We start from the raw sequence: 25,090 nt of genomic DNA, 5'->3' as shown, positions 1-25,090 counted from the left end.
GCCGCGTCCTATCGTCAGCGGCGGACGAACCGGCCGAAGCCATTCGGGTCGAGGTAGCCGATCTTCATTTCGCCGTTCGGTTCGAAGGCAACGGATGAAAGCGAGCCGTCCGGCTCGTTTTCGCTGGAGGGGCTCACAGCGAAGGTGTCACCATCCCAGTGAATTAGCGGGTATGCCTTGCCTGCGGGGCCGATCGAGAGTTCGAGATGATCGTCGACTTCCCGGATCGTTGCCTCGCCGAAATAGGGACTGTCGTAAACGCCGGCGTAGCTTGCCAGCTTCCCGGCGGCGGTGGGATGTTCGGGTGGCGATTTGCCGACGAGATCACCCGCGGGCGCTGACATGGCGTTGAATCGCGGGGTGTACAAGCCGAGCCAGTCCTGTGTGACGGCACCGAACTGGACAAGATCCATGAACGATGCGCCGACCGACTCCGCCACGCCGTTCGCCGCCGCATTGGTGAGAACCACGATGCCGACATGGGCCGACGGCAACATGGCATAGTAGGTTCCCGCGCCTAGGGCGAAACCGCCGGAATGGCTGATGAGGACCCGGCCTGAGGGCGTGATCCCGACGCCGAAGCCATAGCCGTAGAAGCTCGGCCGGGCGTCGACGGCATAGGAAGGCGAGGAGATCATCTCGGCGGTGATGGCCGGCAGCAAGGCACCCTCGGGGATGATCTGCTGGCCGTTGAACTCCCCGTCCTGAAGGATCATCGTCATCCAGCGGGCGAGGTCGTTCACCGAGGAGCTGACGCCGCCGGCCGGCGACTGCGCATCCGGTTGCCGTTGGTATTTCGGCTGATAGCCACCGCCGACTTTCACATGACCGAAGGCGCGATCCGGCCGCTTCTCGAAATCGGCAAAGCGGGAACTCGTCGAATTCATGCCGAGCGGTTCGTAGAGGACTGCCGTCGCGAGGTCCTCCCAAGTCTTGCCCGAGGCGGCGGCAACAGATTCGGCTGCGGCCGTCAGGCCGAAATTCGTGTACGCATAGGTATCGCGGAAGCCCTCGAGCGGCAGCAGACGCAGGCGCTCCAGCAGTTCGCGCCGATCGAAACCGATATCCTCCAGATTGTCGCCGGCATGGTCCGGAAGACCCGAGCGATGGCTGAAGAGATCGGCGATCGTGACATGCTGCGTCACCCACGGATCTTTTAGCGCGAACCATGGCAGATGGGCGACGACCGGCGTGTCCCAGGCGATGACCCCGGCACCGACCTGATGGGCCACTACGCTGCCGGAAAGCGATTTCGATAGCGAGGCGATCTGGAAGACCGTGTCGGCATCAACCGCAGCGGTCTCGCCGACCTTCCGGACGCCGAAACCCTTGGCGTAGACCGTTCGCCCGTCCTGGACGACGGCGATCGCCATGCCCGGAATGCCGCTCTGCTTCAGGATCGCCTGCGCGATCCCATCGAGGCCGGCGACAGCCTTGTCGATCTGTCCATCCGGTATCGCGACAGCCGAGACCTGCGGCGGCAGCGGCTCGGCAAGAACCGGGGCAGCAAGGAGGGCGACTAGAACGGCAATCCCGAGGTATGCGGCTTTCGTTCTGAAGGTGCAGGAGGCGTGTCGATCCGACATTATGGATTGGTCCTTCATCGCTACCCGGTCCTTCTCGATCCTTGTCACGCGAACCATCACTCCAGCCGACGTTGGAGGCAATTCGACACGATGCAAAGTGAATTCCGACTCATGGCGATGACGGGCCTACGAGCCGTGGCGCCTGGCTGGAGTGTCCATTCCACCACCGATCAGGGCAATCTCGCCAAGGCCGAGTTGCGATACGAATACCCGAAATACAGAAGCAGCGCCCCGATGACCCAGACGAGGAAGAGCAGATGGGTCAGCCTGGGCAGCTCGATGATCAGATAGAGGCAGAAGGCGACGCTGGCGACCGGCACGAGCGGAAACAGCGGTACCTTGAAGCCGCGCTCCAGATCCGGTCTCGTGCGCCGCAGGATCATGACGCCGAGCGACACCACTGCAAACGCCGTCAGCGTGCCCATGCTCGTCAGATTGACGAGCACATTCAGCGGCACAACGCCCGCCAGGATCGCGATGAATACCGCCACGATATAGGTGTTGTGCCTCGGCGATTTCGTCACCGGGTCCAGCCTGCCGAAGACCTTCGGCAGCAGCCCGTCCCGGCTCATGGCGATCAGGATGCGGGTCTGGCCATACATCGCCGCCAGCGTCACGCTGAAGATCGAGACGATGGCGCCGATCGAAAACAGCATGGATGGCCACGCCGCGCCGGTGACGTTCCGCAGGATCGTGGCCAGTCCCGCGTTCTGGCCAGCAAAGGCGGTCCAAGGCTGGGCGCCGACGGCTGCGATCGCGACAAACAGGTAGATCGCCGTGACCACCAGCAGCGAGATGATGATGGCGAGCGGCAAGGTTCGCGCCGGATCTTTTGCTTCGTCGCCGGCGGTGGAGACCGTATCCAGACCGATATAGGAGAAGAAGATCATCGAAGCGCCCGTGCCGATGCCGGCCCAGCCGAGCGGCATGAACGGTACTAGATTTTCGCTTCTGAACGCCGTCAGCGCGATGATGCCGAACAGCGCCAGCACGCCCAGTTTCACCACCACAAGGATGGCGTTGACCGTCGTCGATTCCTTGGCGCCGCGGATGAGCAGCATGGCGCAGATCGCAATCAACGCCACCGCCGGAAGGTTGACGACGCCCCCTTCGCCCGGCGGCTGGCTGATGGCGTCCGGCATTTTCCAGCCGGTGACATCGCCGAACAACTCGTTGAGATACTGACCCCAGCCGACGGCGATGGCCGAGGCCGACACGGCATATTCGAGCAGCAGGCACGAACCGACGATGAAGGCGCAGAACTCGCCAAGCGTCGCGTAGGCGTAGGAATAGGCCGAGCCCGAGACGGGCATGGTCGAGGCCAGCTCGGCATAGCACAGCGCGGTCAATCCCGCCGTTATGCCCGCGATGACGAAGGACAGCATCACGGCCGGCCCGGACACCGGCACAGCGGCCGTCAGGGCGACGAAGATGCCGCTGCCGACCGTCGCGCCGATACCCAGCATGACCAGCGGGAACAAGCCGATCGATCGGTGCAAGGTGCCATGCACGGCATTGGCGGCGGCGTGCTCGGCCATGGAGCGCACCGGCTTGCGACGAAACAATGATAATCCGAGCGTCGCAGCTGAAGCCATCAACCTCTCCCGATCAATGCCCGATTTTCAACATTCGTGCCTTGCGATCAGAACTGCAATGCGAAGTTGGCTTGTGCCGAATTCTCATAAGCGTCAGTGGCATATTGGCCAGAATAGGAGAGGCCGAGCGTGGCGCTCTTGCTAATCGCGAAGTCGAGGCCGAGTTCGGTGACGAGCGCATCGGTGGCGATCGGTACGCCGGCCAGCGAAACGGCTGCCGTGCCGGGCTGGAATGCGAGGTTCGCTTCCGGTGTGACATCCCCGAACGCATGCCGCCAGCCGAGCGTCCCGCGCACGGTCAGCCCCGCCGCCAGCGCGGTCGAGGCGCGCAATCCGAGCGTCGTATAGGTCGTGTCGAGTTCGGCCGTACCGGTCATCGCGGCGATGCCGGTCTCTCCGATATCGCCGTCGATATGCACATAGGCGAGATTGGCGAAGGGCTCGAACGCCGCAGCGCCATAGGCGATCTTGTAGGCGCCTTCGCCGAAGATCTGGGCCGTCGGCGCGGAATAGGATCCATCGGCGGCACCGGATAGGCCGACCACCGCGACCTGTCGCGACGTATCGACGTCGTTCCAGGAATAGCCGGCGCCACCGCGGAGCGCGAAGCCGGACTGGCCCTCCCAGCCGCCATAGAGCGCGACATGGTAGCTGTCGCTGGAGCCGGAGGCGGCGATGTCGGGCGAGGAGAACCAGCTCTGGCTGTAGCCGCCGGCAAGGCCGAAGCGCCAGGTGTCGTCAACCGTGACGTCGACGCCGGTGATCAGGCCGCCGATCGAATCGGAGACGTCGGCCGTATTGCCGTCGCCGTTCGCCGACCCCCAGCTGCCGAGCGCCCGGCCCCAGATCGCGTAGGCCGTACCTGTCGGCACCCTGGTTACGCCGGCCGCCGCCGGACTCGCCTCGCCTTCAATCGCCCCGCGCAGCCGGTCGATCACGGCATCGCGGAGGAAATGCGACTGCTCGGACAGGACGCCGAGGACGCTGGCATGGATCGAGGCATTGGCGAGGCTGGTGAAGGCCGCGCTGGCATCCGCCGCGCCGGAACCGACGACCTGCGCCCATTCCGGCGTCAGCGTGGCCGAATCGAGCGCATTCGCCACCGCGATCTCGTTCTGGGTCGTGGCGAGTTCAGCGAAGCGCTCGGCGCTGCGCGAAGTGGTCAGGTAGCCGTTGTAGCCGTCCTCGCTCAGCGTGAAATTGAGGAACGGGAAGTCTGCGACGGCCACCGTCGGCGACTGCACGGTCAGCCCGCCGCCCGTGGTCAGGATCGTATAGGTCGTGCCGGGCACCACGGGCGAATCCGCTGTGTTGTAGCGCTCGATCTCGAACTTCGAGCTCAAAATGGTCGCCTTGCCGCCAACCTCGATCCGGTCGCTCGAAGCGCCGTTCAGTTCGACCACATAGTCCGATCCGGACGCCATGTTGAAATTGTTCTTGATATGCAGCGTGCCGATGGAATTGCCCGGCTCGACCTTGCCATTGCCATTGACGGTCACGCTGCCGACATTGCCGTTGCCGGCCAGGACGCCCCACACATTGACGTTGGAGCCGGACAGCGAACCCTTCACGACCAGCGTGCCCTGCTCGCGGACATTGGTGGGGCCAGTGAATTTGCTGCTGTCGGCCGTCAGCACCGTGGCGCCGTTGATGAACTCGAGCGTGCCACGGCCGGTCAAAACAGGTGAAAATTCATATTTGCGGGTCTGGTCAGTATGATTGAAGTTGATCGCGGCATCGTTCAGAATTGGTACACTCGATTTTATGAAACCGGGCGCCTTGGCATCCGCCGGGTTGGTGGATCCTCCACCCACATACAATTTCCCGTCACTAGGCAATTCGAAACGGTAGCCGCCTGACAACGTGCCTCCATCGGAAACTATAGTGTTTCCATGATACAATCTAATATATTCACCTTTTAATTCTGAACCAGCCCCGGTTATAGTCAGTAGACTGCCTCCTGAATCCAAACTAACTCCTGAATTTACCTTGCCGCCGTCGGAGACAAGAAGCGTTCCGTTACTTTTATCCCAGCCCAAACTAACATTTGACGCACTCAATACGGCGCCTTTGCCGGTCACCGTAGCAGCTCCAAAAGTATTTTCTCCTCTACCCAAGTAAACATAATCTTCAAGACCGAGTGTTCCCCCGGAACTCACCGTCAACGAGCTGCCCGAAACAGTCAGCGTGCGGGCGTAAGCGCCCGGAGAGTCGACATTCGCCCCTTTGCTGTGAATGAAGACGTAATCCCCGCCCCCAGGCAAGACATGCTCGCCACCTGGCAGAAGCTTCCAGTTTGAGGGATCGGACCAACTGCCATCGCCGATCCATTGAATGTTCCCAGCGCGCGCAGCTGTGCTGGCCATCACCATCACGATCGCAGTCGCCGACAGGATCGCGGCACCCGTCAACAGGCTGCGGCGATGATGTCCCAACCATCCGTCCTGCCGTAAACGGGGCAGATTGATCGACGTGAAGTCGGCGCGATGCTGGAAGGGACGGTTTTTCGACTGCGCCATAATATTCCCCGCTTACTGTCAGGCTGGATGCACGGTTGAAGGACTGAACTGGCCGGACAAATGCCCAGCCGGCCATACTTGGTTAAGACGGCCTATAGCAGGCGATTGTTTGCCTGATATTTGAGAGCGACGATCCATCGGATGGCGATGCCGCTGACGAACGAGGCGACAGGCTGCGGCGATACGGATTCCTGATTCCGATAGGCTGGGCTGATTTGCGCGGCTCCGCGCCACACCAATTCGTCAGGCTGCCTTGCGGAGTCCGCGCTATTTTCTCGACCCGACGCCGAGCTTCGGACATTCTGGCGCCCTGTGTATTCGGGATGAGTGCTGCCGCGTCGTCCGGCGGCCTGAGAGGCGAGGTTGGATGAATCGTGAGATGCGGCAATCCGGCGGCTTGGTGTTCGGCGATGTCGTCCTCGACGAAACCTGCCTGTTCGCCCTTCGCAATGGGGAGCAGATCCGGTTCACGCGCAGCGAGCGCGCGCTGCTCCTCGCGCTGACGCGGAACCCGAACCGCCTGATGCAGCGCAGCCAGTTGCTGGACGCGATCGCGCTGACCCAGACGGATGCGTCCGACCGCAATGTCGATTTTCTGGTTAACCGCCTGCGGACCAAGCTCGGGGATAGCGCTCGGTCCCCCCGCTTCATCGCCACCCAATATGGCGAGGGCTATGTGTGGATCGCAGCGAACCAGCCGGCCAATGTCCCCGAGCCCGATCCGACCCCGGTAACTGGCCTTCTGGCGATCGTTGCTGTCGTCCCGCCGAAGGACGAACGTCTCGTCGAACGGGCAGACACCGTTGCCCAGCAGATGCGCGAACGGATCGCAGATGGGCTCGGCGCGGACGAGAGCGTGATTGTCCTGGGGCGTGACGACGGCGCGGCAACGCTGGCGACGCGCTATGTCCTGAAGGTGAGCTTCCAGGACAGCGGAGACCGGCTGGATTGCGCGGCCACGCTGCGGGAAGGGCCGTCACGTCGTATCATCCGCGCCTTCCGGCTGGAGTTCGGCGGCGCCACCACGGCCTCGCTGGAGCCCGAGGTTGAACGCGCCTCGATCGAGATCATCGAGGCATTGCAGCGCAGTCTGGCCAAGGCTTCGGAGGGGCTTGGTACGCCCGTCGATCAGCCGCTCGAAATCCGACTGCGCAAGGCATCGACCCTGCTATCGGCTTCCAATCCGCAGTGGTTGGAGAAGGGTCGGCAGTTGAGCGAGGCACGGGCGCAGGACCCGGCCAGCGCGGACATCGCCCTGCAATGGTGTCTTCATCTGTTCGCGCGCCTTGTCCTGACCAACCCCTTCACCGGCATCAGCCGTGAGGAGCGCGACGAGATCGAGAGCGAGATCGAGGCGACTGCACTGGATTGCCTGCCGCTGATCGAAACCAATCCGTTGCTCATGCTGGCCGCAGCCAAGCTGCTCTATTTCGTCGATCGCGGTCATCTCGACCTTGCCGAGGATCTGGCGGAACGGGCCTTTGCCCGCATGGCGGACTCGCCCGCCGCCTTGCCGATACTCGGGCAGTTGCGGCAAGCGCGGGGCGACTTTGCCGCCGCGCTGGCCTTTTTCGATCGCGGAATCGAGATGGCGGATCCTGATTCCGAGTTCCTGTTGCACATGCGCGTCCTGAAGTGCATCGCTCTGCTGGCGGCGGGCGACCGCGAGGCGCTGAAGGTCGCGGCGGCGGCCGTCCCTCTCGAAAGCCCACGCAGCCCGCCCGATTTGAGCTTGTTGATCGCCGTGCTGGTCGCACCGGCCGGCCAGGTGCTGCCGCAGGCGATCACCGACGTTCTGATGGCGGCCGGCCCGGAAGGCGCCGGCAACGCGCTCGCCTACACATACATGACCTCGGTGCGGCATCTCACCTCGCGGCAGGCACGTGCCAACATCATGCAGGCGATGATCGCTCACTTCACGGCGCTGTATGGCAGGGATGTGGTCGAACCGTTTGTACTGAAGGGAACGGGCGCGATCGCGTCGAACTGAGCCGTGTTTGGCGCACTCTTTCTGACCTGCACGAGACCGCCCTCAGCCCGATAGACGGGCCCTGCCTGTTCTTTGAGGATGGGAGGCAGCTTGTGGGTTCAAAGAGATTTTCCAAGGAATGGAGCGAAGAAGCCGTGCGGCAGATTGTGGAGCGGGGCTATGGCGCTCCTGATGTCGCCACACGCTTGGGCGCGTCGGCTATGCGCGAGTCCCCCCCCCCGCTGTTTTCCTCTCAAGCCAGTTGACCAGAGACTTGCCTCCGACATAGCGAAAAACACGCTGGGTGGCGTGCGATGTTTCCTTGCCGCCGAGGCGTTGAATCGCGATCCCGCACCCTACCGACGGCTGGAGCATCGCGAGCTGTTTCTTGAGCGGCGTTTTCGGCGGTGATTCGCCGCTAGGCGGGCGCGCATTGCCGGGCGGAGCGGGTGAATTGTCGCTGGCGACGTCCCGGCTTTGGCGTGCGATGGACTATTTCTCGATGCCAGTCGCCTTGGAGAGTTGACAGGATGCTGGCGAATGTAGCTGTTCTGCGGGCCGGATAGCTTCGGCCTGGCGGGCGTGTCGCGCTGTTCCGCCGGGCCAGACTATTGGCGACGCGGCCCTCCCGGGCCGGCTAGACAATCGGGGAAGGACATCACATGAGACTAGCGACCATCGGCCTTGCTGCTGCGATCTTCGCGGGGGCAGGCTTTGCCGGCGCCTCGGCGCAGACGATGAGCTATTCCGATGCCGGCGCGCTGCTGGCGGCGAGCTGTGGCAAGGATATCGTCAAGTATTGCCCCAAGGTCAATCTCGGCGGCGGGCAGCTGAAGGACTGCCTCGTGCAGTACGAGGCCAAGCTCAATCCGCAATGCGTCATCGACTACAAGACGGTCGTCGCCTCGCTCGCCAAACGCAACGCCGCCCAGCTCGCAGCGCCGAAGGCCTGCCGGAACGCGGCCGCGAATTATTGCCAGGGCACGGCGCCGGGCGACGCTCATTATCTTGATTGCCTGCTCGCCGCCTCGAAGGTCGTCGGCGCCGCTTGCAACCAGGCGCTCACCGATGCCGGTTGGCGCTGAGCCGTTGGCCCCTCAAGCTAGGACAATATTCATGATGAAGTCCCATATTGGCGCCATCGCCCTTGCCCTCGCTCTGGTCGGCTCGGCCGGCGCAGCCTCGGCTCAGACGACGCTCACCGAATCGCAGATCATCCAGTCGATGGCCAGCGCCGGCACCGCACCGGCTGGGAAGCCGCTGACAGCTGCGCTGATCAAGCAGGCTGTGCAGCAGCACATGATCGACAATCCCGGCATGCCGATTACCTGGAAGCCGCTGGAACTCATCTCCGGCCTGCCGCAGATCAATGTGCAGATCCAGTTCGCGCTGAATTCGGCGATCATCCGGCCCGAATCCTACGCGACGATCGGCTCCATGGCGGATGCGCTGCATCATCCGCTGCTGCTCGGCTCCAAGTTCGTCGTCACCGGCAATACGGACACGACCGGCAACCGCCAGGACAATCTCGCTCTGTCGCAGGCGCGCGCCGACGCCGTTCTCGAGGCACTGGTCACGACGTTCAACGTCGACCCGGCCCGCGTTGAAGCTGTCGGCCTCGGCCAGGAATCGCTGCAGGACACCAGCAAGCCTACCGACCCGATCAATCGCCGCGTGCAGCTGATCAATATCGGACCGTATCTGCCGGGCAAATAGCCGGTCGAAACAAGACTGACCCTTCCTTTGAAGCCGGCGCCAAAGCGCCGGCTTCTTGCGTTTCAGGGGGATGGCGCGGCTGAGGTTCCGAGCTCGCGCATCAAAGCCGCGACGCCGGGGTCGGTCGGCTCCAGGCTCTGCAAGGTCTGTGCATAGCGCCGCGCCGCTGCGATGTCGCCGCCGTCGCGCTCGAAGGTCGTGCTGGCGATCAACATGTCGCGATCATAGGGATGCTGCGCCAACCCGGCTTCAAGCGCGGCGATGGCCTGCGGACGCATGCCCGCACTCGACAGCGCTACGGCATAGACATAGGCGTTGCGCGGATCCTCAGCCCCGAGTTCGGCCGCCATCTGGAGTTCTGCCAGTGCCTCGCCGCCGCGGCCGGCGCGCACCAGCCAGAGGCCGAGCGCGCCATGCGGCGCTGCTTCCTTCGGGTTGCGGGCGATCGCAGCGCGCAAAACTGCCTCGCCGGCGGCATCGCGACCGCCGCCACGATAGAGATCGGCCAGTGCGATCGGCGCGGCGATGAAGGTCGGGTCGAGCCGGATCGCTGTTTGGAACTCACTCTCAGCCTCGCTGGCCCGTCCCATCGACGCATAGAGCTGACCGAGGTTCTGGTGCGCTTCCGGTCGGTCAGCATTGGAAAGCTGCGAGGCGACGTATTCGGCGATGGCGTTCCGAACTCGTTCCGCGTCTGTGCTGTTGAGCCGGCCCGCCGGCAAAGCGGCCAAGGGCGGCACGACGGCGAGGCGCACATCGCGCACCTGGTCATCCAGCATCGGCAGCAAATCGCCGATCGCGTCGGATGGCAGACGTGGATAGACTCCCGCCGCGGCGCGGCGCACCGTCGGGTCCGGGTCGGACAGCAACTGACGGAGCGTCGCCAGCGAAGCGGCGTCGGGAAGGGCGTCGAGCCGATCCAGCGCACTCGCCCTTGCGATGGCCGGTTGGCTCGTGTCGCGCGCGAGCGCCATCAGCTTGGCTCGTGCGCCGGGGGCGCCCTTGGTGCCGGCGTCGAGGATCTCCGCATAGTTCTGAAACGGCGTGTGCGGGGCGGGGAACCAGGATTTCACCGCCGCCGCGGCCCAGACCGCGTCCTTGTCGGTATGGCAATTACTGCAGGCATTCGGTGTGCCGAGGCTCGCCGAAAGGTCAGGACGCGGTATGCGCAGGCTGTGGTCGCGGCGCGGATCGACGACCATATAGGTCCGCTCAGGCATGTGGCAGTTGGCGCAGAGCGCGCCGGGTGTCTCGGCCGGATGATGCGTATGGGCGGCGACGTCGAATTTCGCGCCCTCGTGGCATTGGAGACAGACTCCATTGCCCGGCGCGCGCAAGGTCGCGCTATGCGGTTCGTGGCAATCGGAACAGGTCACGCCGGCATGGGCCATGCGGCTCTGCAGGAAGGAACCATATTCGAACACTTCGTCGCGGATCTGCCCATCGGGAAAATAGAGCCCGTCATCAAGCAGGGCGACATGATGAATGTCGCCGATCGTCGTCGACGGCGTCGGCTGGTTCCAGATCGGGCCGCCTCGCGAATGGCAGCGGGCGCAGACCTGAAGCTCCGTGCTAGTCGTGCGCGGCGCCGAACGGGTGCTGTTGCCGGTCGCCTCATTGAGCGTCCAACTCACGTCGCGCCTTTCGGTCAGCGCAATGGTAAGGCCGTTGTCCTTGTTGGCTGGGGCGCCTGACTTCGCCCAGGCGACGTGGTTCGACCCGGCGCCGTGGCAGGCTTCGCAGGAAACGTTCACCTCCGACCAACTCGTGGCGAAACTGTCGGTCTTCAAATCATAGTTGCGCTCGAGCCCGGTCGAATGGCAGTCGGCGCACATGAAGTTCCAGTTCTGCTGGACGCCGGTCCAGTGCAGCGTGTCGCCAGCCTTCAGCGTCTCATTTGGATAGAGATGGAACCAGCGCTGGCCGCCTGCCTCCTTCGGCCGCGTGTCCCAGGCGATCGGCAGCGCTTGCAGCCGACCCTTGCCGAAATCGACCAGATATTGCTGCAGGGGATCGATGGCGAAGGTGAATTTGACCGGATAATCGTGCGGCGCGCCATCGGGTCCGTCAGTCGAGACGAAGAAATTCTCGCCACGCTTGAAGAAGCGCGTGGTGACGCCATCCTTGGTGAAAGTCTGATCGGCGAAATTGCCGAGCACGGTCTTGGCTCTTGCGTGCTGCATGGCTAGAGCGTGATGCGAGCCCTTCCAGGCTGCCGCTTCGGTCGAATGGCAGGAAGCGCAGGTTTCGCCGCCGACGAAGCTTGCCGCGACCGGGGTCGTCGGCGCTGGCACCGCGACGGTGATCGCTGGCGGCGGAGCGGCCGTCGGCGCGTTGGTCAAAGCCGGCGGAGGCGTCGGGCTGATGGCCACCGGCGATATGGCGGCCGATTCCGGCGCGACCGGCGTGTGGCGCTGGACCTGATAGGCGCCATAAGCGACGAGGACGACGAGCCCGACGAAGGAAGCCAGGATGAAGGGCAACCAGCGCGCCCAGCCACGGTTAGGCGGCGGCTCAGCAGGCGGTTGCGGCGTCCGGGCACGGGCCGGCGTCGCGACCTTTTTCCTGCTCTTTGCCACCGCGTACTCCTCCAGCGCCCAAGAGCCCGAGTCTAGCCGTACCGACCCGGCAATCCAATCGCCCTCGCATTCCGCTTAGGGCCAGGGCGGGAAGATCACCTTCCAGTCGCGCTTCATGTCCATGACCGTCCAGCCGCGCTTTTCGGCTTCGTCAAGGGCCTTATCGAGCTTGCCGACGGGCGATTTGCGGTCATAGGCCCACTCCCGCTCCGCATCGGTGTGATGGACAAGGCCCATGAAGCTCGCGCCGTCGCGTCCCGCCGTATATTGCAGCATCTGCAGATCGCCATCGGAATTGCCGAAGGCGAAGATCGGCTGGCGGCCGATGAAGCGGTTGATGCCGACCGGCTTTCCGGGGCCGTCATCGACGAACTCGACTTTTGGCTCCTTGATCAGGACCGGCTTGCCGCTGGCGTCCAGCTCGAACTTGACGACGCCTGACGAGCCGACGACCTGCTGAGGCGGGATGCCATAGGCCTTCTCGGTGAAGACGCGCATGAACTCGATCCCCCCGCCCGAGACGATGAAGGTCGAGAAGCCGTTGGCGCGCAGGTAAGCGAGCAGTTCCACCATTGGCTGGTAGATCATCTCGTTGTAGGGCCGATTGAAGCGCTTCTCGCGGGCGGTCGCGAACCATTGCGCGACCGTCTTGTTGAACTCCGTCGTCGTCACACCGGAATGCGTCGCGGCAATGATCTCCAGGAGGCCGTGCTCGCCCAGAGCGGCGAGCGTCGCGCGGTCGTCCTCCAGCACGGCCTTGAAGGGCTGCTGGTCCTTCCATTCCGGATGATCGCCCGCCATCGCCTTGACGCGGTCCATGGCGAAAATGACCTGGAAATAGACGGGCTGCTCGGCCCATAGCGTGCCGTCATTGTCGAAAGTCGCGATCCGTTCGGCAGGTGCGACATAATCCGGCCCGCCTTCCTTAGTGACGCGGGCGACGAAATCGACGATCGCCGCCTTGGTCGTGCCCTCGTTCCAGGAGGGCAGGGGGTCTTCGGCGCCGAGGGCCGGGATTGCGAACAGCGCAATCAGGCCCGCGAGTACGAGCCTTCGCGTGGGCGACAAGATGGCTTGGAGCATGGCGTCTCTCCTGAAGGACAATGAAGACCAGGATCTGGTCAGAACGTCTTCCATCTCGACTTGCTTGCAACCGTGCCGGGCTGGGCCGTCCGAGATGGTCAGTGCCGCCGGCTGGGCCGGCGGCACTGTTCGTCTAGCATGTCAGGTTGATTGCACGCGTAGCTCAGATTAATTGCCGGTTGGCATCGGCATATCGAAGCCTTCCTTGGCCAGTTCGTCGCGGACCCACTGGAACTTCTGGTAGTTGGAGAGGGTGATCGGTCCAGTGTAGGTCAGGCTTTGCGCCTTGCGCGGCGGATACTGGACATAGGTCTTCATCAGCTTGTTGATGGCGTCGCCGATTGAGACCATCGCCCAGGTGTGCTCCGTATAGTTGTTCATGAAGATGTCGTAGCGCTCCTGCGGGTCGGCCCAGAGATCGAAGATCTGCGGGACGGTGGCCACGTATTTTTCGGGACCTTTCCAGCCGAGGTTCGAATCGACAGCGAGACCGCCGGTTTGCTGGCCGTTGTCGCCGCGCAGGTTGAAGAGCGCCTTCAAGTGTCCGACGCGAGCAGCGCCGGGGGAGAGCTCGTCCTCGGTGAAGTAGAACCACTCATTGCGCGGCGACGGGCCGGTGGCTTCCAGAACCGGCGTCATGTCGTAGCTGTCGAAGATGATCGGCTGATCCTCGCGATCCTTGGTCGGTAGGGGCACGCCAGCGGCGGAGGCGAAGGTCGCCATCAGGTCGAGGCCGCCGATGATTTCGTGATTCTTGGTGTCGGGCTTGATCTTGCCCGGCCAGACTGCGATCGCCGGCACGCGGTTGCCGCCTTCGCGGACCGTGCCCTTGGTGCCGCGGAACGGCGTGTACCCTGCGTCGGGATAGACGTCCTGCCAGGCGCCGTTGTCCGTCGTGTAGAAAACCAGCGTGTTCTGGTCGAGCCCGGTCTCGTGGAGCTTGTCCATGATCGCGCCGATGCGAGCATCCAGTTCAACGACCGAGTCGGCATACTTCGTTTTGGCCGGCGACTTCAACTGAAACTCAGGAGCGGGCATGTTCGGCTGGTGAACCTTCATGAAGTTCACGTTGATGAAGAACGGCGTTTCCGGTGTTTTTGCCGCTTCATCAAGGAAACCGAGCGCCGCCTTTTCGACGTAGGAATCGAAGAACGGGATGCCGACCACGCCTTCCTTGCCATCGATCGTCGGGGTATCGACGTATTGGCCGTTGATCTTGAAGTCCTCGGTCACCGGACCGCCGGCATTGCCCGACAGCGCGCCCTTGGTGACCTTGGCGAACATCTCGCGCAATGCCGGGTCCATGTCCGGGAACCACGTCGGATCGGCGTAGGTATAGGCATTGAGATGGTAGAGCCCGGCATAGCGCATCTCGTCATAGCCCTGCGCATTCGGCAGCGCATAGTCCGCTTCGCCGAGATGCCATTTGCCGGTGAAGTAGGTCTTGTAGCCGCCGAGCTTCAGCACCGAAGCCAGCGTCCATTCCGCATGCGGCAGGCCGCCGCCTTGCCCCTGGAAGGCAACGGTCGTCATGCCGCTGCGATTGGGTATGCGGCCGGTCTGGATCGCGGCGCGGCCGGGCGTGCAACTTGGCTGCGCATAGAACGAGAAGAACGTCATGCCGTCGGCCGCCATCTTGTCGATATTGGGCGTCGGCATCCCGCGGCCGGGCCCGCCGCCATAGGGACCGAGATCCCCGTAGCCGGTATCGTCCGAAACTATAAGAAGGATGTTTGGTTTCGACGACTGGGCATTCGCGAGGGTTGCCAGCAACGCCGCAACCGACGCCAACGCCGCTGTGAGCAGCAGTGATTTCATCTCTGTTCTCCCAGATATGCGGCCGTTCTAAATTTCCCTCATCAATAGAATAGTTGTCGTCTTCGTGCCGCCGCTTCCGGCCATCTGCGCAGGATTTCACGATGACTAATGAGAACGATAACATGATTTGCCAAGGCCTGCCCAGCCGGTCGGTTTTGATCCGCCTTCGGAAGCCCGATCGAACGTCGTGAAAGCTTGGACGCCGGTGCTACGGTAACGCCCGGTCGCCAGAGGGGCCGGCGTTCTTCGTTGCCGCCGGGGAAGCATAGGCGCAGCAACAGGCCGCCCGGCATGCCGGGCTATCCGCTGGCACGGCTTCGATGCTGTCGGCCGGAAAGCATAAACCTTCCGGCTTTCGCGGCTATTGTCTCGGCTTCCTTATCGTGCATTCTAGCGCCGGGAAGCCGGAAGTGCCGCCCGGTCCTGGACCGGTACGAACCCGGTGGGGGACTCCCTGATGACGGGTAGATTTCGATGCCTGGCACCGGCCTGGTCTGTTGCCGGCCTTCTTGTTTTGCTGGGCCTTTCCGCCTGTACGACCAATATCGCTTCCTACCCGGAACCGGGTGCGGCTTCGGTCGCCAGCGCGGCGCCGGTATCTGCCGGCCTGGTCGACGTCCTCTATGTCACGGACCGTGCAGAGGTGACGGCGCCGGATGGCTCGATCACCTATAGTTCCAAGCGCTCCAAGGTGATGAGCTTCGGCTCCGTGACGCTTGCCGAGGACGGCAAATCTGGGGCGCTCGGGAGGGGGGAACTCACGGTCGAGCGCGTCGCTCAGGCCGGGCAGTTCCCGCCGACACCCTATCAGATGGAGGCCGCGAAGGGCGGCATCCGGCGCGAGCCAGCCGTCGTCGCCGAGCATGTTGCGGCGGCGCGGGCGCTGCAGGCCGAGGTCGCGCGCAGTCTGACGAAGTCAAAGCGCAAGGAAATCGTCTTCTTCATCCATGGCTATGCCAACGGCTTCGACGACGCGGCCGAGACCACCGGCAATCTCTGCCGCTCGCTGCATGAGGAATTCGTCTGCGTGGCGTTGACTTGGCCAGCCGGCGGCTCCGGCGGCGCCTTCATGGGCTACAATATCGACCGTGAATCTGGCGAATTCGCCGTCGCCGACATGAAGAAGGCGATCCGCATCATCGCCACCACGCCCGGCGTCGAGAAGGTGCATGTCATCGCGCATAGCCGCGGCACCGATGTGATCGCCTCGGCGCTGCAGCAACTCGGCATCGAGGCCTATGTCGGCGGATCGTCCCTGTCGGAAAAGTACAAGATCCAGAACGTCGTGCTGTTCGCCGCCGATATCGATCTCGACGTCGCCAAGTCGAAGCTGTTCGGCCTCGGCTCCGATCCGGACCTGCCGATGGGCGCCCGGTCCAACCCCTCCGTCGTCATGCGGCAAGGCAACTACCATCTGACCGTCTATTCCTCGACCAAGGATCGCGCGCTCGGCATTTCGGGCCGCATCTTCGGCAGCCAGACGCGCCTCGGCCAGCTCAGCCTGCCGAAGCTCAGCGCCAATAAGCCGTTTGAGCAACTGAACGATACCCAACTCGCGAGCCTGATCGACTTCATCGAATATGACGGCAATGCCGGCTGGATCGGCCACAGCTATTTCCTGACCGACCCGGCGGTGAACGCCGATCTGGTGGCGCTGATCCGCGATGATCTGAAGACCGGCGACCCCGGTCGCCCTGTCATCGAAATCAGGCGGCCGTTCTGGCGGGTGGTGAACGGGCCGAAAGGCTAGAGGCGGGCGGGTGAGGCACCTCTCTGCCTCTTCCCCCTTGTGGGCCGGGCCGAGGAGGGGGTACCGGCGCCGGTGCGCAGGTCGAAAAGCCACGTCGGCCCTTCCCTCTCCCTCGCCTGCATCGCGGGAGAGGGCCGGGGCGAGGGCCTTGCTCTCGACGTTCCGCGCAACGGCCGACAGGACCCAGAGGAGCCCTCACCTAACTCTCTCGCGCCGGCCGGAGAGGGGACGACAGCGCCCGTTCCGAAGCCGATGAAGCAGTAAGCCGAAACCCCTCGTGCGAGAGTTGGAGAGCGGGGAATAGGATCTGGGTTAGGCAAGCGTGGCGCGTGGGCCAGTCCCAAGCCCTGCGGGTTCGTCCAATTGGAACGTTGATCAAAGCCTTGGGCGCATGGGCTCTCAATGGCCGAGCCGCTTACACGATTCTTGACGATTTCCGAGTGCCGCGTCGGGCAGGCGGCTCGCCTCGCGTTCTCGGAGAGTGGTCCAGTGGACATCCGCGCCCGTGGTCGCCCGTTCGATTTCGCCGTCGTCGGCATATTGGGCTTCGGGCGTGAGAAGGTGACGCGGCGCCGTCAAGGCAGGGTCCTTGGATGGAGCAGGGGAGGGATCAGCGGCGATGCGGCGCGGCCAGCGAGGCGCGCAGCACGATGGAAGAGGGCAGCATGATGCGGCGCGGCGGGCCTTCGAGGCCCCTGAGCCGCTCGATCAGCAGGCCCGCGGCCTGGCGCCCGACCTCGGCCATGTCGCGGTCGATCACGGTGATCGGCGGATAGACGAGTTCGCCGAGCAGCGCGTCATCGGCGCCGACGAAGGAGAGCTCGTCCGGAATGGAGAGGCCCATCATGCGCACCGCCCGCAGCGCGCCGGGGAATATGTCAGAGCCGGCGGCGAGGATTGCGGTCGGAGGGTTCGGGCCGGAGAGAAGATCATAGGTTTCGGCGGCGCCATATTCGGCGCTCTGCATGCCGGCTCGGATCAGCCACTCGTCGGCATCGATCCCCGCCTTGGCAAGGCCCCGCCGATAGCCGGTGACCCGGTCGCGCCCCGGCCGGATCTTCCGTGACGCCGCCACCAATCCGATCCGCCGGTGGCCGAGCGCCGCCAACTGGCCGATGATCGTTTCGATCGAATGGATATGCTCGCTATAGACGATATCGGCCTCGACCGGGATGTCGCGGTCGAGCACGACGATCGGCACGCCCATGCGGCCGATCTCGCGAATGGTGGCCGTGGCCGTCTCGTCGGACAAGGTGACGATCAGCCCGTCCATGCGGCGCTGGCGGGCAGCCTGCAGGAACTCGACCTCGCGCTCCGGCGAGCGGTTGGAGGAGAAGGCGAAGAGCATGTAGCCCTCCGGCGCCAGCACCGTCTCCGCCCCCTGGGCGACGCGGGCGAAGACCTGATTGGTCATATCGGGGATCAGGAAGCCGATCGTCTTGGTCTGGTTGGTGCGCATGGCGCGCGCGGCGGCATTGGGCTGGTAGCCGAGCTCGGCCATCGCCGCCAGCACGCGGGCCCGTGTCTCTGGCGCGACGCGCGGGCTTTCGCTGGCGACGCGCGAGACCGTGCCGATCGAAACGCCTGCGCTCGCCGCCACTTCATGGATGGTCGGCGGACGCTGACGTCCCGTAAGCGCTCGTCCTGCCATAACGTTTACATTCCGTCAGCCCGCATCCGGCGAACCTGCCGTTGGAGATCGTGAATTCTCAGTTTTCAGCTAGGCTGAAATTGCCAGCGCGTGTACGGAAAATCAAGGATGATTGGATATGACGTGAGGTCGCTTCAACTTGGATCGCCTCGCGGCGATCGTGTTGACGTTTACATATCGATGGAATTTGATGCGTCCGGGGAATGGATCGTCGCGCCTATCCGTGCTTCCGATCGTTCCGCGGAAATCCGCATGGAGGGAGGAAACTATGGACCCGTTCAAGAAGCGCCAGCTCGGGCGCTCCAGAATCGCGCTGCCGCAGATCGGCCTCGGCACGGCGCCGCTCGGCGAACTCTTCGCCAAGGTCAGCGACGCCGAGGCGGAGAGCGTGCTGACTTCCGCCTGGGATCAAGGCGTGCGCTTTTACGATACCGCGCCCTGGTATGGCCGCGGCCAGAGCGAACATCGGGTTGGGCGCTTCCTCTATCGCCAGCCGCGCGGCGAGGTGATCCTCTCGACCAAAATCGGCCGCATCCTGCGCTCTCCGGTTTCGAATCCCGACGGCTTCGACACAGGCTTCTGGGCCGGCGGCCTGCATTTCGACCATTATTTCGACTACAGCTATGATGGTGTGATGCGCTCCTTCGAGGACAGCCTGCAGCGGCTCGGCATGAACCGGGTCGACATGCTGGTCATCCATGATCTCGACTGGTGGCACCGCTTCTCCGAGCCGATGGTGCAGGCCGGTTTCACCCAACTCGCCAATGGCGGCTTCCGGGCGCTTTCGGATCTGCGCGCTTCGGGCCGGATCGGGGCGATCGGAGCCGGCATCAACGAGCTCGGCCTGATCCCGCGTTTCCTTGAAATGTTCGACCTCGACTACTTTCTTCTGGCGCTGCGTTATACTCTGGGCGAGCAGGACACACTGGAGACGGAGCTGCCGCTCTGCGAGAAGAAGGGCGTGGGCATCGTCATCGGCGGCGTCTATTCCTCGGGGCTCTATGCGACGGGGCCCGTGCCGGGGGCGAAGTACAATTATTTCGATCCGTCGCCGGAAGTACTTGAGAAGGCTGGTAAAATCCAGACCGTCTGCGAACGTCACGGTGTTCCGCTTGCGGCCGCGGCAATCCAGTTTCCGCTGTATCATCCGGCCGTCACGTCGGTCATTCCCGGCGCGATCCGTCCGGAACAGGTCACGACCAATCTGGACTACGTTCGCACCGAGATCCCGAACGATCTCTGGGCTGAGCTGAAACACGAAAAGCTCATCCGCTCCGACGCACCGACGCCATAGACCGCCGCGAAAGAAAAAGGAGGCGCCGATACGCTGGCGCCTCCGAATTTTCTGCATTCAGGAGAGGTTCGGCGTTTAGAAGTTGAAGTCGCCGATATTCTTCTTGTCGAAGGTGGTGAGATCCGCCTGCGTCTTGATCACGCTCTTCTCGCCGACCGTGACCTTGCCGAGGCCGGGAACCTCGAAGACCGTGCCGGGCTCGTTCTTGATCGTGCCGTTCTTGACGCCGACCGCGAAATGAGCGGCGAGGAGGCCCTCATTGTAGGGGCTCCAGAGCTGGAACGCCTGGACCGTGCCGTTCTCGATGAAGCGGCGCATCTGGTTCGGCGTGCCGAGGCCGACGACCTTGACCGTATCGGCCCTCTTCGCCGTCTCGACGACCTGGGCGGCGGCGGCAACGCCGACGGTGGTCGGCGAGATGATGCCCTTCAGGTTCGGGTAGTTCGCCAGAAGAGCCTCGGCCTCGGTGGTCGATTTCTGCGGATCGTCGTCGCCATAGGCGATGGTGACCAGCTTCATCTTGGCGTATTTCGGATCCTTCTCGAGCGTGTCCTTCATCGCCGCGATCCAGACATTCTGGTCGGGCGCGTCGGTCGTGGCCGAAAGAATGGCGATGTCGCCCTCATAGCCGATCTGCGAGCCGAGCAGCTCTACCTGGGAGGGGCCGGTCTTCGTGAAGTCGACCGGCAGGATCGCCGCGTCGCGATGGTCCTCGCTGCCGGGCATGTCGGAATTGACCGAAAGGATGATCGTGCCCTTGGAGCGGGCACGGTCGAAGACCTGGTTGAGCGCGTCGGGGCTGTTCGGCGAGATCGCGACGACATTGACGCCGCGTTGCAGCTGGGCCGTCAGGAACGGAATCTGCGAGGTTGCCTCGGCAGTCGCTGGCGCTACGGTCGTGAACTCGCAGCCGAGCGTCTTGCAGCCGTCCTCGAAGCCCTTGATGATCGAGTCGAAATACGGATTTCCCGTATTCTTCGGGATGTAGACGATCGAGACCGGGTCGGCGGCGAAGGCCGGTCCGGTAAAGAGGCTCGCGCCGAGTGCGGCGACGAGCATCCACTTGTTCTTCAGCATATTGGTTTCCTCCCTTTGCTGACGATAGGCCCCGCTAGCGCTGGCTGCGGGCATAGATCCAGTTGGTGGCGATGATCGAGACGATGAGCAGCAGGCCCATGACCGTGAGCTGCGCATTGATGGCGATGTTGGCGACGGTCATGCCGGTGGCGATGATGACGAGCAGCCAGGCGGCGAGGAACGTGCCCAGGATCGAGCCGCGGCCGCCGAAGATATAGGTGCCGCCGAGCATGACAATGAGCACCATGGTCAGTTCGCCGCCGGTGGCGAGGTCGTAGCGGACCGATCCGAGCCGCGATGTCGTCATCAGGCCGGCAATGGAACTCGTAAGGCCGGAGGCGAGGAAGAGGCCCATCTTGATGCGGCGAACGCGGATGCCGGCATGGATCGCGGCCGTCTCGCTGGTGCCGATCTGATAGATCTGCCGGCCATAGATCGTGATGCTGAGGAAGAGGCCGAGAAGGATCGAGACGGCGATGAAGATGAGTACCGGCACCGGGAAGATGCCCACCATCCGGTAGTCGATGCCGACGAACCAGGCCGGAAACGAGCCGATCGACTTGTCGCCTGCGAGCACTTGGGCAAGGCCGCGATAGAGGATCAGCGTGCCGATCGTGACGATGATCGAGGGTAGGCGCAGCACGGTAACGAAGAAGCCGTTGAAGGCGCCGAGCGCCAGGCCCGATAGAAGGCTGACGGCCATGGCGACCGGTACCGGCGCTCCCGCCTTGTAGGCGGTGCCGAACAGGCAGGCGGTGAGGGCCATCATGGCAGCCGGCGACAGGTCGATCTCGCCGGAAATGATGACGAGCGTCAGTACCAAGGCGACGATGGCGAACTCGACATAGTAGGTCGAGCTTTCGAGAATGAAGCCGGCATCGGCGAAGAAAGGCGAGAGATGCGAGGCGACGATCGCCGAAACGATCAGGAGCAGGAAGGTCACCGTTTCCGGCCGGATCAGCCATATCTTCCAGCGCGGCTTCGCGATGGCTGCTTCGCGTCCAGCCTCATTGGGAACGGTCTTCTCGGTCGTGCTCATGCCGCTCCCCGCGCCAGAAGTCCGCGCAGGCCGCCCTGCCTTACGGTGCGGTCGATGACGAGGGCGATCAGGATGATGCCGCCATAGATGGCGTTCTGCCAGAAGCCGGAGACGCCGAGGATCGGCAGGGCCACCTGCACCGCGCCGAGGAAAAGAACGCCCAGCACGGTGCCGGCCACCGACCCGACACCGCCATTGATCGAGACGCCGCCGATGACAACGGCCGCGATCACCGTGAATTCGAATCCGACACCGGTAATGCCCGGATTCACATAGCCGAAGCGCGCCGCATAGATGATGCCGGCAAGTCCCGCCAGCGCGCCGGAGAGAGTGAAGACAAGGATCGTCACCGGCATGACGCGAATGCCGCGCAAGGGCGCCGCAACCGGGTTGGAGCCGATGGCGTAGATCTGCCGGCCGAGCTGCGTGAAAGTCAGGAACAGCCATGTCGCCAATGCGACGCCGAAGGCGATGATCACGATCCACGGCATCCCGATTGGCGACGTCTGTGCCATGCGGATGATCGGCTCGGGAATGTCGTTCGGGTCGATCTGCTTCGACCCGGAGAGGATGAAGAGCAGGCCGCGATAGAGGCTGAGCGTCCCGAGTGTCACGATGATCGAGGGTAAGCGGAAGAGCGTCACCACGAGGCCGTTGACGAAGCCGAGGCCGGCGCCGCAGAGGATCGCCACGGCAAAGCCGATGAAGAGCGGCAGGTCCGGCCGGTCGCGGAAGACCATGCCCGCTGCGATCGCCGAGAAGCCGAGGATCGAGCCGATCGACAGGTCGACGTGGCGCGCCACCAGCACCATCATCTGGCCCATGGCGGCGACCATGATCAGCGGTACGGCGAGGAGGACGATGCGAACCGTGTCCATGGTAAGAAAGCGCGGCTGGATCAGGCCGACAACCGTCACGAACAGCACCAGCATCACGAGGATGCCGGCCTCGCGGGCGCGGAAGAGGCGAGCGACGACGCTCATGCCGCGACTCCGCCTGCTTGGCCATGGCGGCCGGAACGCGGCACGGCCGCCTGCATGATCGCCTCCTGGGTCGCCTGGCTCCGCGGGATCTCGGCGGTGAGCCGTCCCTCGCACATGACGAGGATGCGGTCCGAGAGCGCCAACAGTTCAGGCAACTCGGACGAGATGAGCAGGATGGCACGGCCGTCGGCGGCGAGATCGCCGATCATGTCGTAGAACTCCGCCTTGACGCCGATGTCGATGCCGCGCGTCGGCTCGTCGAGAATGAGGATTTCGGGATCGGCGAGCAGCCAGCGCGCGAGGATCGCCTTTTGCTGGTTGCCGCCGGAGAGCTCACCGATCGGCTGACGCAGCGAGGCGAGACGAATGCGCAGTTTCGCGACCTGCTCGCGGCCGATGCGCTTTTCGGTCTCGGGGCGGATCAGTCCATGCGGCGCGATCTTGGTCGGCACGGCGGCGGTGATGTTCGATTCGACCGAGAGTGAGCGGAAGATGCCGGCGACGGCGCGGTCTTCCGGCACGAAGGCGATGCGGTGGCCGATGGCGTTGGTCGGCTCGCGGATTTCAGCGAGACGTCCATCGACGGAGATCGTACCCGAAGTTGCCGGCGCGACGCCGAATATGGCGCGGGCGACATCGGTGCGGCCGGCGCCGACGAGCCCGCCGAGCCCAACGATCTCGCCCTTGCGCACATCGAACGAGATGTCCTGGAAGCGGCCGGCCAGGGTCAAGTTGCGAACGGAAAGCGCCACCTCGCCGACATGGCTGGTGCCGCGATGCAGGAATTCGCCCAGCGGCCGGCCGATCATGCGGCGGATGATGTCGGCGTCGGTGAGGCTCGCCGTCGGCGCCGTCTCGATCTTCTCGCCGTCGCGGAAGATGGTGACGCGGTCGCAGATCGCGCGCACCTCCTCGAGCCGGTGCGAGATGAAGATGATCGTCCGACCTTCCTTGCGCAGGCGGTCGACGATCTTGAACAGCGTATCAACCTCCTTCGGCGTGAGCGCCGCCGTCGGCTCATCCATGATGATGAGGCGGCTGTCCGAGGCAAGCGCGCGCGCGATCTCGACCATCTGCTGGTCGGCGATGGAGAGGCCACGCATCGGTAGTGTGACATCGATCGAGACACCGAGAAGCGCCATCAGCCGGCGGCCGTTCTCGGCAAGCTCGGACCAGCGCACGCGCTTCAACGGCGAGCCGCCGGCCTGGCCGATCACCAGATTCTCGGCGACCGAGAGATCCGGGAAGGAGATCGGCTCCTGATGGATGAGCGTGATGCCGAGGCGCTGCGCGTCGATCGGGCTGCTGATCTCGACCGGCGCGCCGCCGAGGTTGATCGTGCCGCGGCTCGGGCGGTGCACACCGGCCAGGATCTTGGCGAAGGTCGATTTGCCGGCGCCATTCTCGCCGAGCAGCGCGTGCACCTCCCCGACGCCGAGGTCGAGATCGACATGGCGCAGGACCTCGACGCCCGCGAAGGACTTCGAGATGTCACGGGCAGAAAGAAGGAGAGCTGTCGCTTCAGCACTGCTCATGCGGGGCGTCCCGGTCGGTCAAGGCCATAGGACCGGTTGAGCACGGCATCGTCATCGAACCAGCCCAGCCCGGCCGGGCCCCCCAAATGCAGGTCAGCGTCGGTCATCGGCACGGCGGGCATGGTTTACGCAGCCCCCGCCGCCGAAACGGATCGATCGGACGTCCTCACGTCATTCCTCCCGTCAGCGCCTTCCTCTTCCGGTTGCTCCCGGACGGCACTGATCCCGTGTAAACGTCAACACGGCTCGTTCGTGAGGTCAAGGGGCCAATGCGCGGCGTAGGCCGTTGCGGGCGTTCGCGGCGTCCTTCAGGCAGCGTTCAAGCCGTTATAAACGCGTATAAATCGAGAAATGTCGTTAGGTGGCACGGTATTGGTAGGTCGGCGGTAATCAATGCCGGACCATAGCGGATTTATGAAAACGTTCGTCCGCGATGATACAATCCAGCGCAGGTCGCCACATTCTGAAAGCACCAAATAAAAAGGGCCCGCCCCCAATGGGAGCGGACCCGTCTTCGATGCGATCTGAGACTCAGCGCTGGCCGGTCTTCGATCCCGTATCCTTGGTGTGCGAGTCCTTGGCATGCGAGCCCTGCTGGCGCTTGTCGTCGCCCGCATGTTGCTCTTGCTGGCGGCCGCCGGAATGATCGCCGCTCTTCTTGCCCATATCCGAAGGACGCTTGGGATCGTTCGTCGCATTGCCCGATCCGCCGCGCTGCTCGTTCTGATTGGCCATGATATTGGCTCCTCTGTTTCCTCCCAGCACGCATTCAATCCTTCGCCGTCGCTATGGTTCCGGAATCGGTCTCAGATGGATATCCACCGCGCGAACATGCGAAACTCGTCATCCGGTTGACATCGGCGGAGGCGCTGCCTATGGTCCGGCCGAATTTTCGA

At 63.8% G+C, this 25,090-nt stretch carries 17 protein-coding genes and 1 pseudogene; 5 read left to right on the top strand and 13 right to left on the bottom strand.

Translation table 11 applies throughout. From position 1 onward, the window contains the following. Positions 1-14: 14 nt before the first annotated feature. From OSH05_RS23075 to OSH05_RS25240, 4 genes and pseudogenes are all read right to left on the bottom strand, one after another. Complete coding sequence (locus OSH05_RS23075; RefSeq protein WP_104221371.1) at positions 15-1,586, bottom strand: serine hydrolase; 1,572 nt, start codon at positions 1,584-1,586, stop codon at positions 15-17. A 170-nt stretch (positions 1,587-1,756) separates the two neighbouring features. After that, positions 1,757-3,181: an APC family permease gene (locus tag OSH05_RS23070; protein ID WP_104221372.1), complete on the bottom strand. Its 1,425-nt coding sequence runs from the start codon at positions 3,179-3,181 to the stop codon at positions 1,757-1,759. A gap of 47 nt (positions 3,182-3,228) precedes the next feature. Continuing rightward, complete coding sequence (locus OSH05_RS23065) at positions 3,229-4,995, bottom strand: autotransporter family protein (protein ID WP_266352999.1); 1,767 nt, start codon at positions 4,993-4,995, stop codon at positions 3,229-3,231. Between the two features lie 177 nt (positions 4,996-5,172). After that, positions 5,173-5,547 (bottom strand): annotated as a pseudogene (locus tag OSH05_RS25240) (hypothetical protein); the annotation flags it as partial. A 520-nt stretch (positions 5,548-6,067) separates the two neighbouring features. Here OSH05_RS25240 and OSH05_RS23060 point away from each other — a divergent pair. The 3 genes from OSH05_RS23060 (at position 6,068) to OSH05_RS23050 (ending at position 9,385) form a co-directional block, all read left to right on the top strand. Continuing rightward, the gene (locus tag OSH05_RS23060) at positions 6,068-7,690 is read left to right on the top strand and encodes a winged helix-turn-helix domain-containing protein (protein ID WP_104220036.1); all 1,623 of its coding nucleotides are present in this window, start codon (positions 6,068-6,070) and stop codon (positions 7,688-7,690) included. A gap of 641 nt (positions 7,691-8,331) precedes the next feature. Further along, the gene (locus OSH05_RS23055) at positions 8,332-8,754 is read left to right on the top strand and encodes a hypothetical protein (RefSeq protein WP_104220037.1); all 423 of its coding nucleotides are present in this window, start codon (positions 8,332-8,334) and stop codon (positions 8,752-8,754) included. A gap of 31 nt (positions 8,755-8,785) precedes the next feature. Then, a complete protein-coding gene (locus tag OSH05_RS23050) occupies positions 8,786-9,385 on the top strand; it encodes an OmpA family protein (protein ID WP_104220038.1) in 600 nt (199 codons plus the stop codon). 62 nt (positions 9,386-9,447) lie between these two features. Here the strand turns inward: OSH05_RS23050 and OSH05_RS23045 are convergent, their stop codons facing one another. From OSH05_RS23045 to OSH05_RS23035, 3 genes are all read right to left on the bottom strand, one after another. After that, entirely contained in the window at positions 9,448-11,964 is a 2,517-nt protein-coding gene (locus tag OSH05_RS23045; RefSeq protein WP_266352998.1) for a tetratricopeptide repeat protein, read from the bottom strand. 75 nt (positions 11,965-12,039) lie between these two features. Next, the gene (locus tag OSH05_RS23040; protein WP_104220039.1) at positions 12,040-13,047 is read right to left on the bottom strand and encodes an HAD family hydrolase; all 1,008 of its coding nucleotides are present in this window, start codon (positions 13,045-13,047) and stop codon (positions 12,040-12,042) included. A gap of 168 nt (positions 13,048-13,215) precedes the next feature. Then, on the bottom strand, positions 13,216-14,865 hold the full coding sequence (locus tag OSH05_RS23035; RefSeq protein WP_104220040.1) for an arylsulfatase: 1,650 nt from the start codon (positions 14,863-14,865) through the stop codon (positions 13,216-13,218). Positions 14,866-15,322: 457 nt separating this feature from the next. Between OSH05_RS23035 and OSH05_RS23030 the strand changes: the two genes are divergently transcribed. After that, the gene (locus OSH05_RS23030) at positions 15,323-16,615 is read left to right on the top strand and encodes an alpha/beta hydrolase (RefSeq protein ID WP_104220041.1); all 1,293 of its coding nucleotides are present in this window, start codon (positions 15,323-15,325) and stop codon (positions 16,613-16,615) included. 610 nt (positions 16,616-17,225) lie between these two features. Here the strand turns inward: OSH05_RS23030 and OSH05_RS23025 are convergent. Beyond that, a complete protein-coding gene (locus OSH05_RS23025) occupies positions 17,226-18,266 on the bottom strand; it encodes a LacI family DNA-binding transcriptional regulator (RefSeq protein WP_104220043.1) in 1,041 nt (346 codons plus the stop codon). A 268-nt stretch (positions 18,267-18,534) separates the two neighbouring features. Between OSH05_RS23025 and OSH05_RS23020 the strand changes: the two genes are divergently transcribed. Beyond that, positions 18,535-19,560 (top strand): aldo/keto reductase, encoded by a 1,026-nt coding sequence (locus OSH05_RS23020; RefSeq protein ID WP_165801636.1) that lies wholly within the window; start codon positions 18,535-18,537, stop codon positions 19,558-19,560. A gap of 75 nt (positions 19,561-19,635) precedes the next feature. Here the strand turns inward: OSH05_RS23020 and OSH05_RS23015 are convergent, their stop codons facing one another. From OSH05_RS23015 to OSH05_RS22995, 5 genes are all read right to left on the bottom strand, one after another. After that, the gene (locus tag OSH05_RS23015) at positions 19,636-20,637 is read right to left on the bottom strand and encodes a substrate-binding domain-containing protein (RefSeq protein WP_165801637.1); all 1,002 of its coding nucleotides are present in this window, start codon (positions 20,635-20,637) and stop codon (positions 19,636-19,638) included. A gap of 34 nt (positions 20,638-20,671) precedes the next feature. Then, complete coding sequence (locus OSH05_RS23010) at positions 20,672-21,676, bottom strand: ABC transporter permease (RefSeq protein ID WP_104220046.1); 1,005 nt, start codon at positions 21,674-21,676, stop codon at positions 20,672-20,674. Next, complete coding sequence (locus OSH05_RS23005; RefSeq protein WP_104220047.1) at positions 21,673-22,659, bottom strand: ABC transporter permease; 987 nt, start codon at positions 22,657-22,659, stop codon at positions 21,673-21,675. Before OSH05_RS23005 ends, OSH05_RS23010 begins: the two co-directional genes overlap by 4 nt. Continuing rightward, on the bottom strand, positions 22,656-24,194 hold the full coding sequence (locus tag OSH05_RS23000; protein WP_104220048.1) for a sugar ABC transporter ATP-binding protein: 1,539 nt from the start codon (positions 24,192-24,194) through the stop codon (positions 22,656-22,658). Before OSH05_RS23000 ends, OSH05_RS23005 begins: the two co-directional genes overlap by 4 nt. Before the next feature lie 531 nt (positions 24,195-24,725). Continuing rightward, entirely contained in the window at positions 24,726-24,929 is a 204-nt protein-coding gene (locus OSH05_RS22995) for a stress-induced protein (RefSeq protein ID WP_104220049.1), read from the bottom strand. Positions 24,930-25,090: the final 161 nt, after the last annotated feature.

Origin of the sequence: Kaistia algarum, from assembly GCF_026343945.1 — a bacterium.
GTDB lineage: Bacteria > Pseudomonadota > Alphaproteobacteria > Rhizobiales > Kaistiaceae > Kaistia > Kaistia algarum.
The sequence above is the reverse complement of the archived record's forward strand: the minus strand, read 5'-3'. Positions and strand labels throughout refer to the sequence as shown.

Excerpts from the sequence above, each read along its gene's own strand:
- OSH05_RS23075 (WP_104221371.1), bottom strand. The coding sequence starts at position 1,586 with ATGTCGGATCGACACGCCTCCTGCACCTTCAGAACGAAAGCCGCATAC.
- OSH05_RS23070 (WP_104221372.1), bottom strand. The coding sequence starts at position 3,181 with ATGGCTTCAGCTGCGACGCTCGGATTATCATTGTTTCGTCGCAAGCCG.
- OSH05_RS23060 (WP_104220036.1), top strand. The coding sequence starts at position 6,068 with ATGAATCGTGAGATGCGGCAATCCGGCGGCTTGGTGTTCGGCGATGTC.
- OSH05_RS23055 (WP_104220037.1), top strand. The coding sequence starts at position 8,332 with ATGAGACTAGCGACCATCGGCCTTGCTGCTGCGATCTTCGCGGGGGCA.
- OSH05_RS23050 (WP_104220038.1), top strand. The coding sequence starts at position 8,786 with ATGATGAAGTCCCATATTGGCGCCATCGCCCTTGCCCTCGCTCTGGTC.
- OSH05_RS23040 (WP_104220039.1), bottom strand. The coding sequence starts at position 13,047 with ATGCTCCAAGCCATCTTGTCGCCCACGCGAAGGCTCGTACTCGCGGGC.
- OSH05_RS23035 (WP_104220040.1), bottom strand. The coding sequence starts at position 14,865 with ATGAAATCACTGCTGCTCACAGCGGCGTTGGCGTCGGTTGCGGCGTTG.
- OSH05_RS23030 (WP_104220041.1), top strand. The coding sequence starts at position 15,323 with ATGACGGGTAGATTTCGATGCCTGGCACCGGCCTGGTCTGTTGCCGGC.
- OSH05_RS23025 (WP_104220043.1), bottom strand. The coding sequence starts at position 18,266 with ATGGCAGGACGAGCGCTTACGGGACGTCAGCGTCCGCCGACCATCCAT.
- OSH05_RS23020 (WP_165801636.1), top strand. The coding sequence starts at position 18,535 with ATGGACCCGTTCAAGAAGCGCCAGCTCGGGCGCTCCAGAATCGCGCTG.
- OSH05_RS23015 (WP_165801637.1), bottom strand. The coding sequence starts at position 20,637 with ATGCTGAAGAACAAGTGGATGCTCGTCGCCGCACTCGGCGCGAGCCTC.
- OSH05_RS23010 (WP_104220046.1), bottom strand. The coding sequence starts at position 21,676 with ATGAGCACGACCGAGAAGACCGTTCCCAATGAGGCTGGACGCGAAGCA.
- OSH05_RS23005 (WP_104220047.1), bottom strand. The coding sequence starts at position 22,659 with ATGAGCGTCGTCGCTCGCCTCTTCCGCGCCCGCGAGGCCGGCATCCTC.
- OSH05_RS23000 (WP_104220048.1), bottom strand. The coding sequence starts at position 24,194 with ATGAGCAGTGCTGAAGCGACAGCTCTCCTTCTTTCTGCCCGTGACATC.
- OSH05_RS22995 (WP_104220049.1), bottom strand. The coding sequence starts at position 24,929 with ATGGCCAATCAGAACGAGCAGCGCGGCGGATCGGGCAATGCGACGAAC.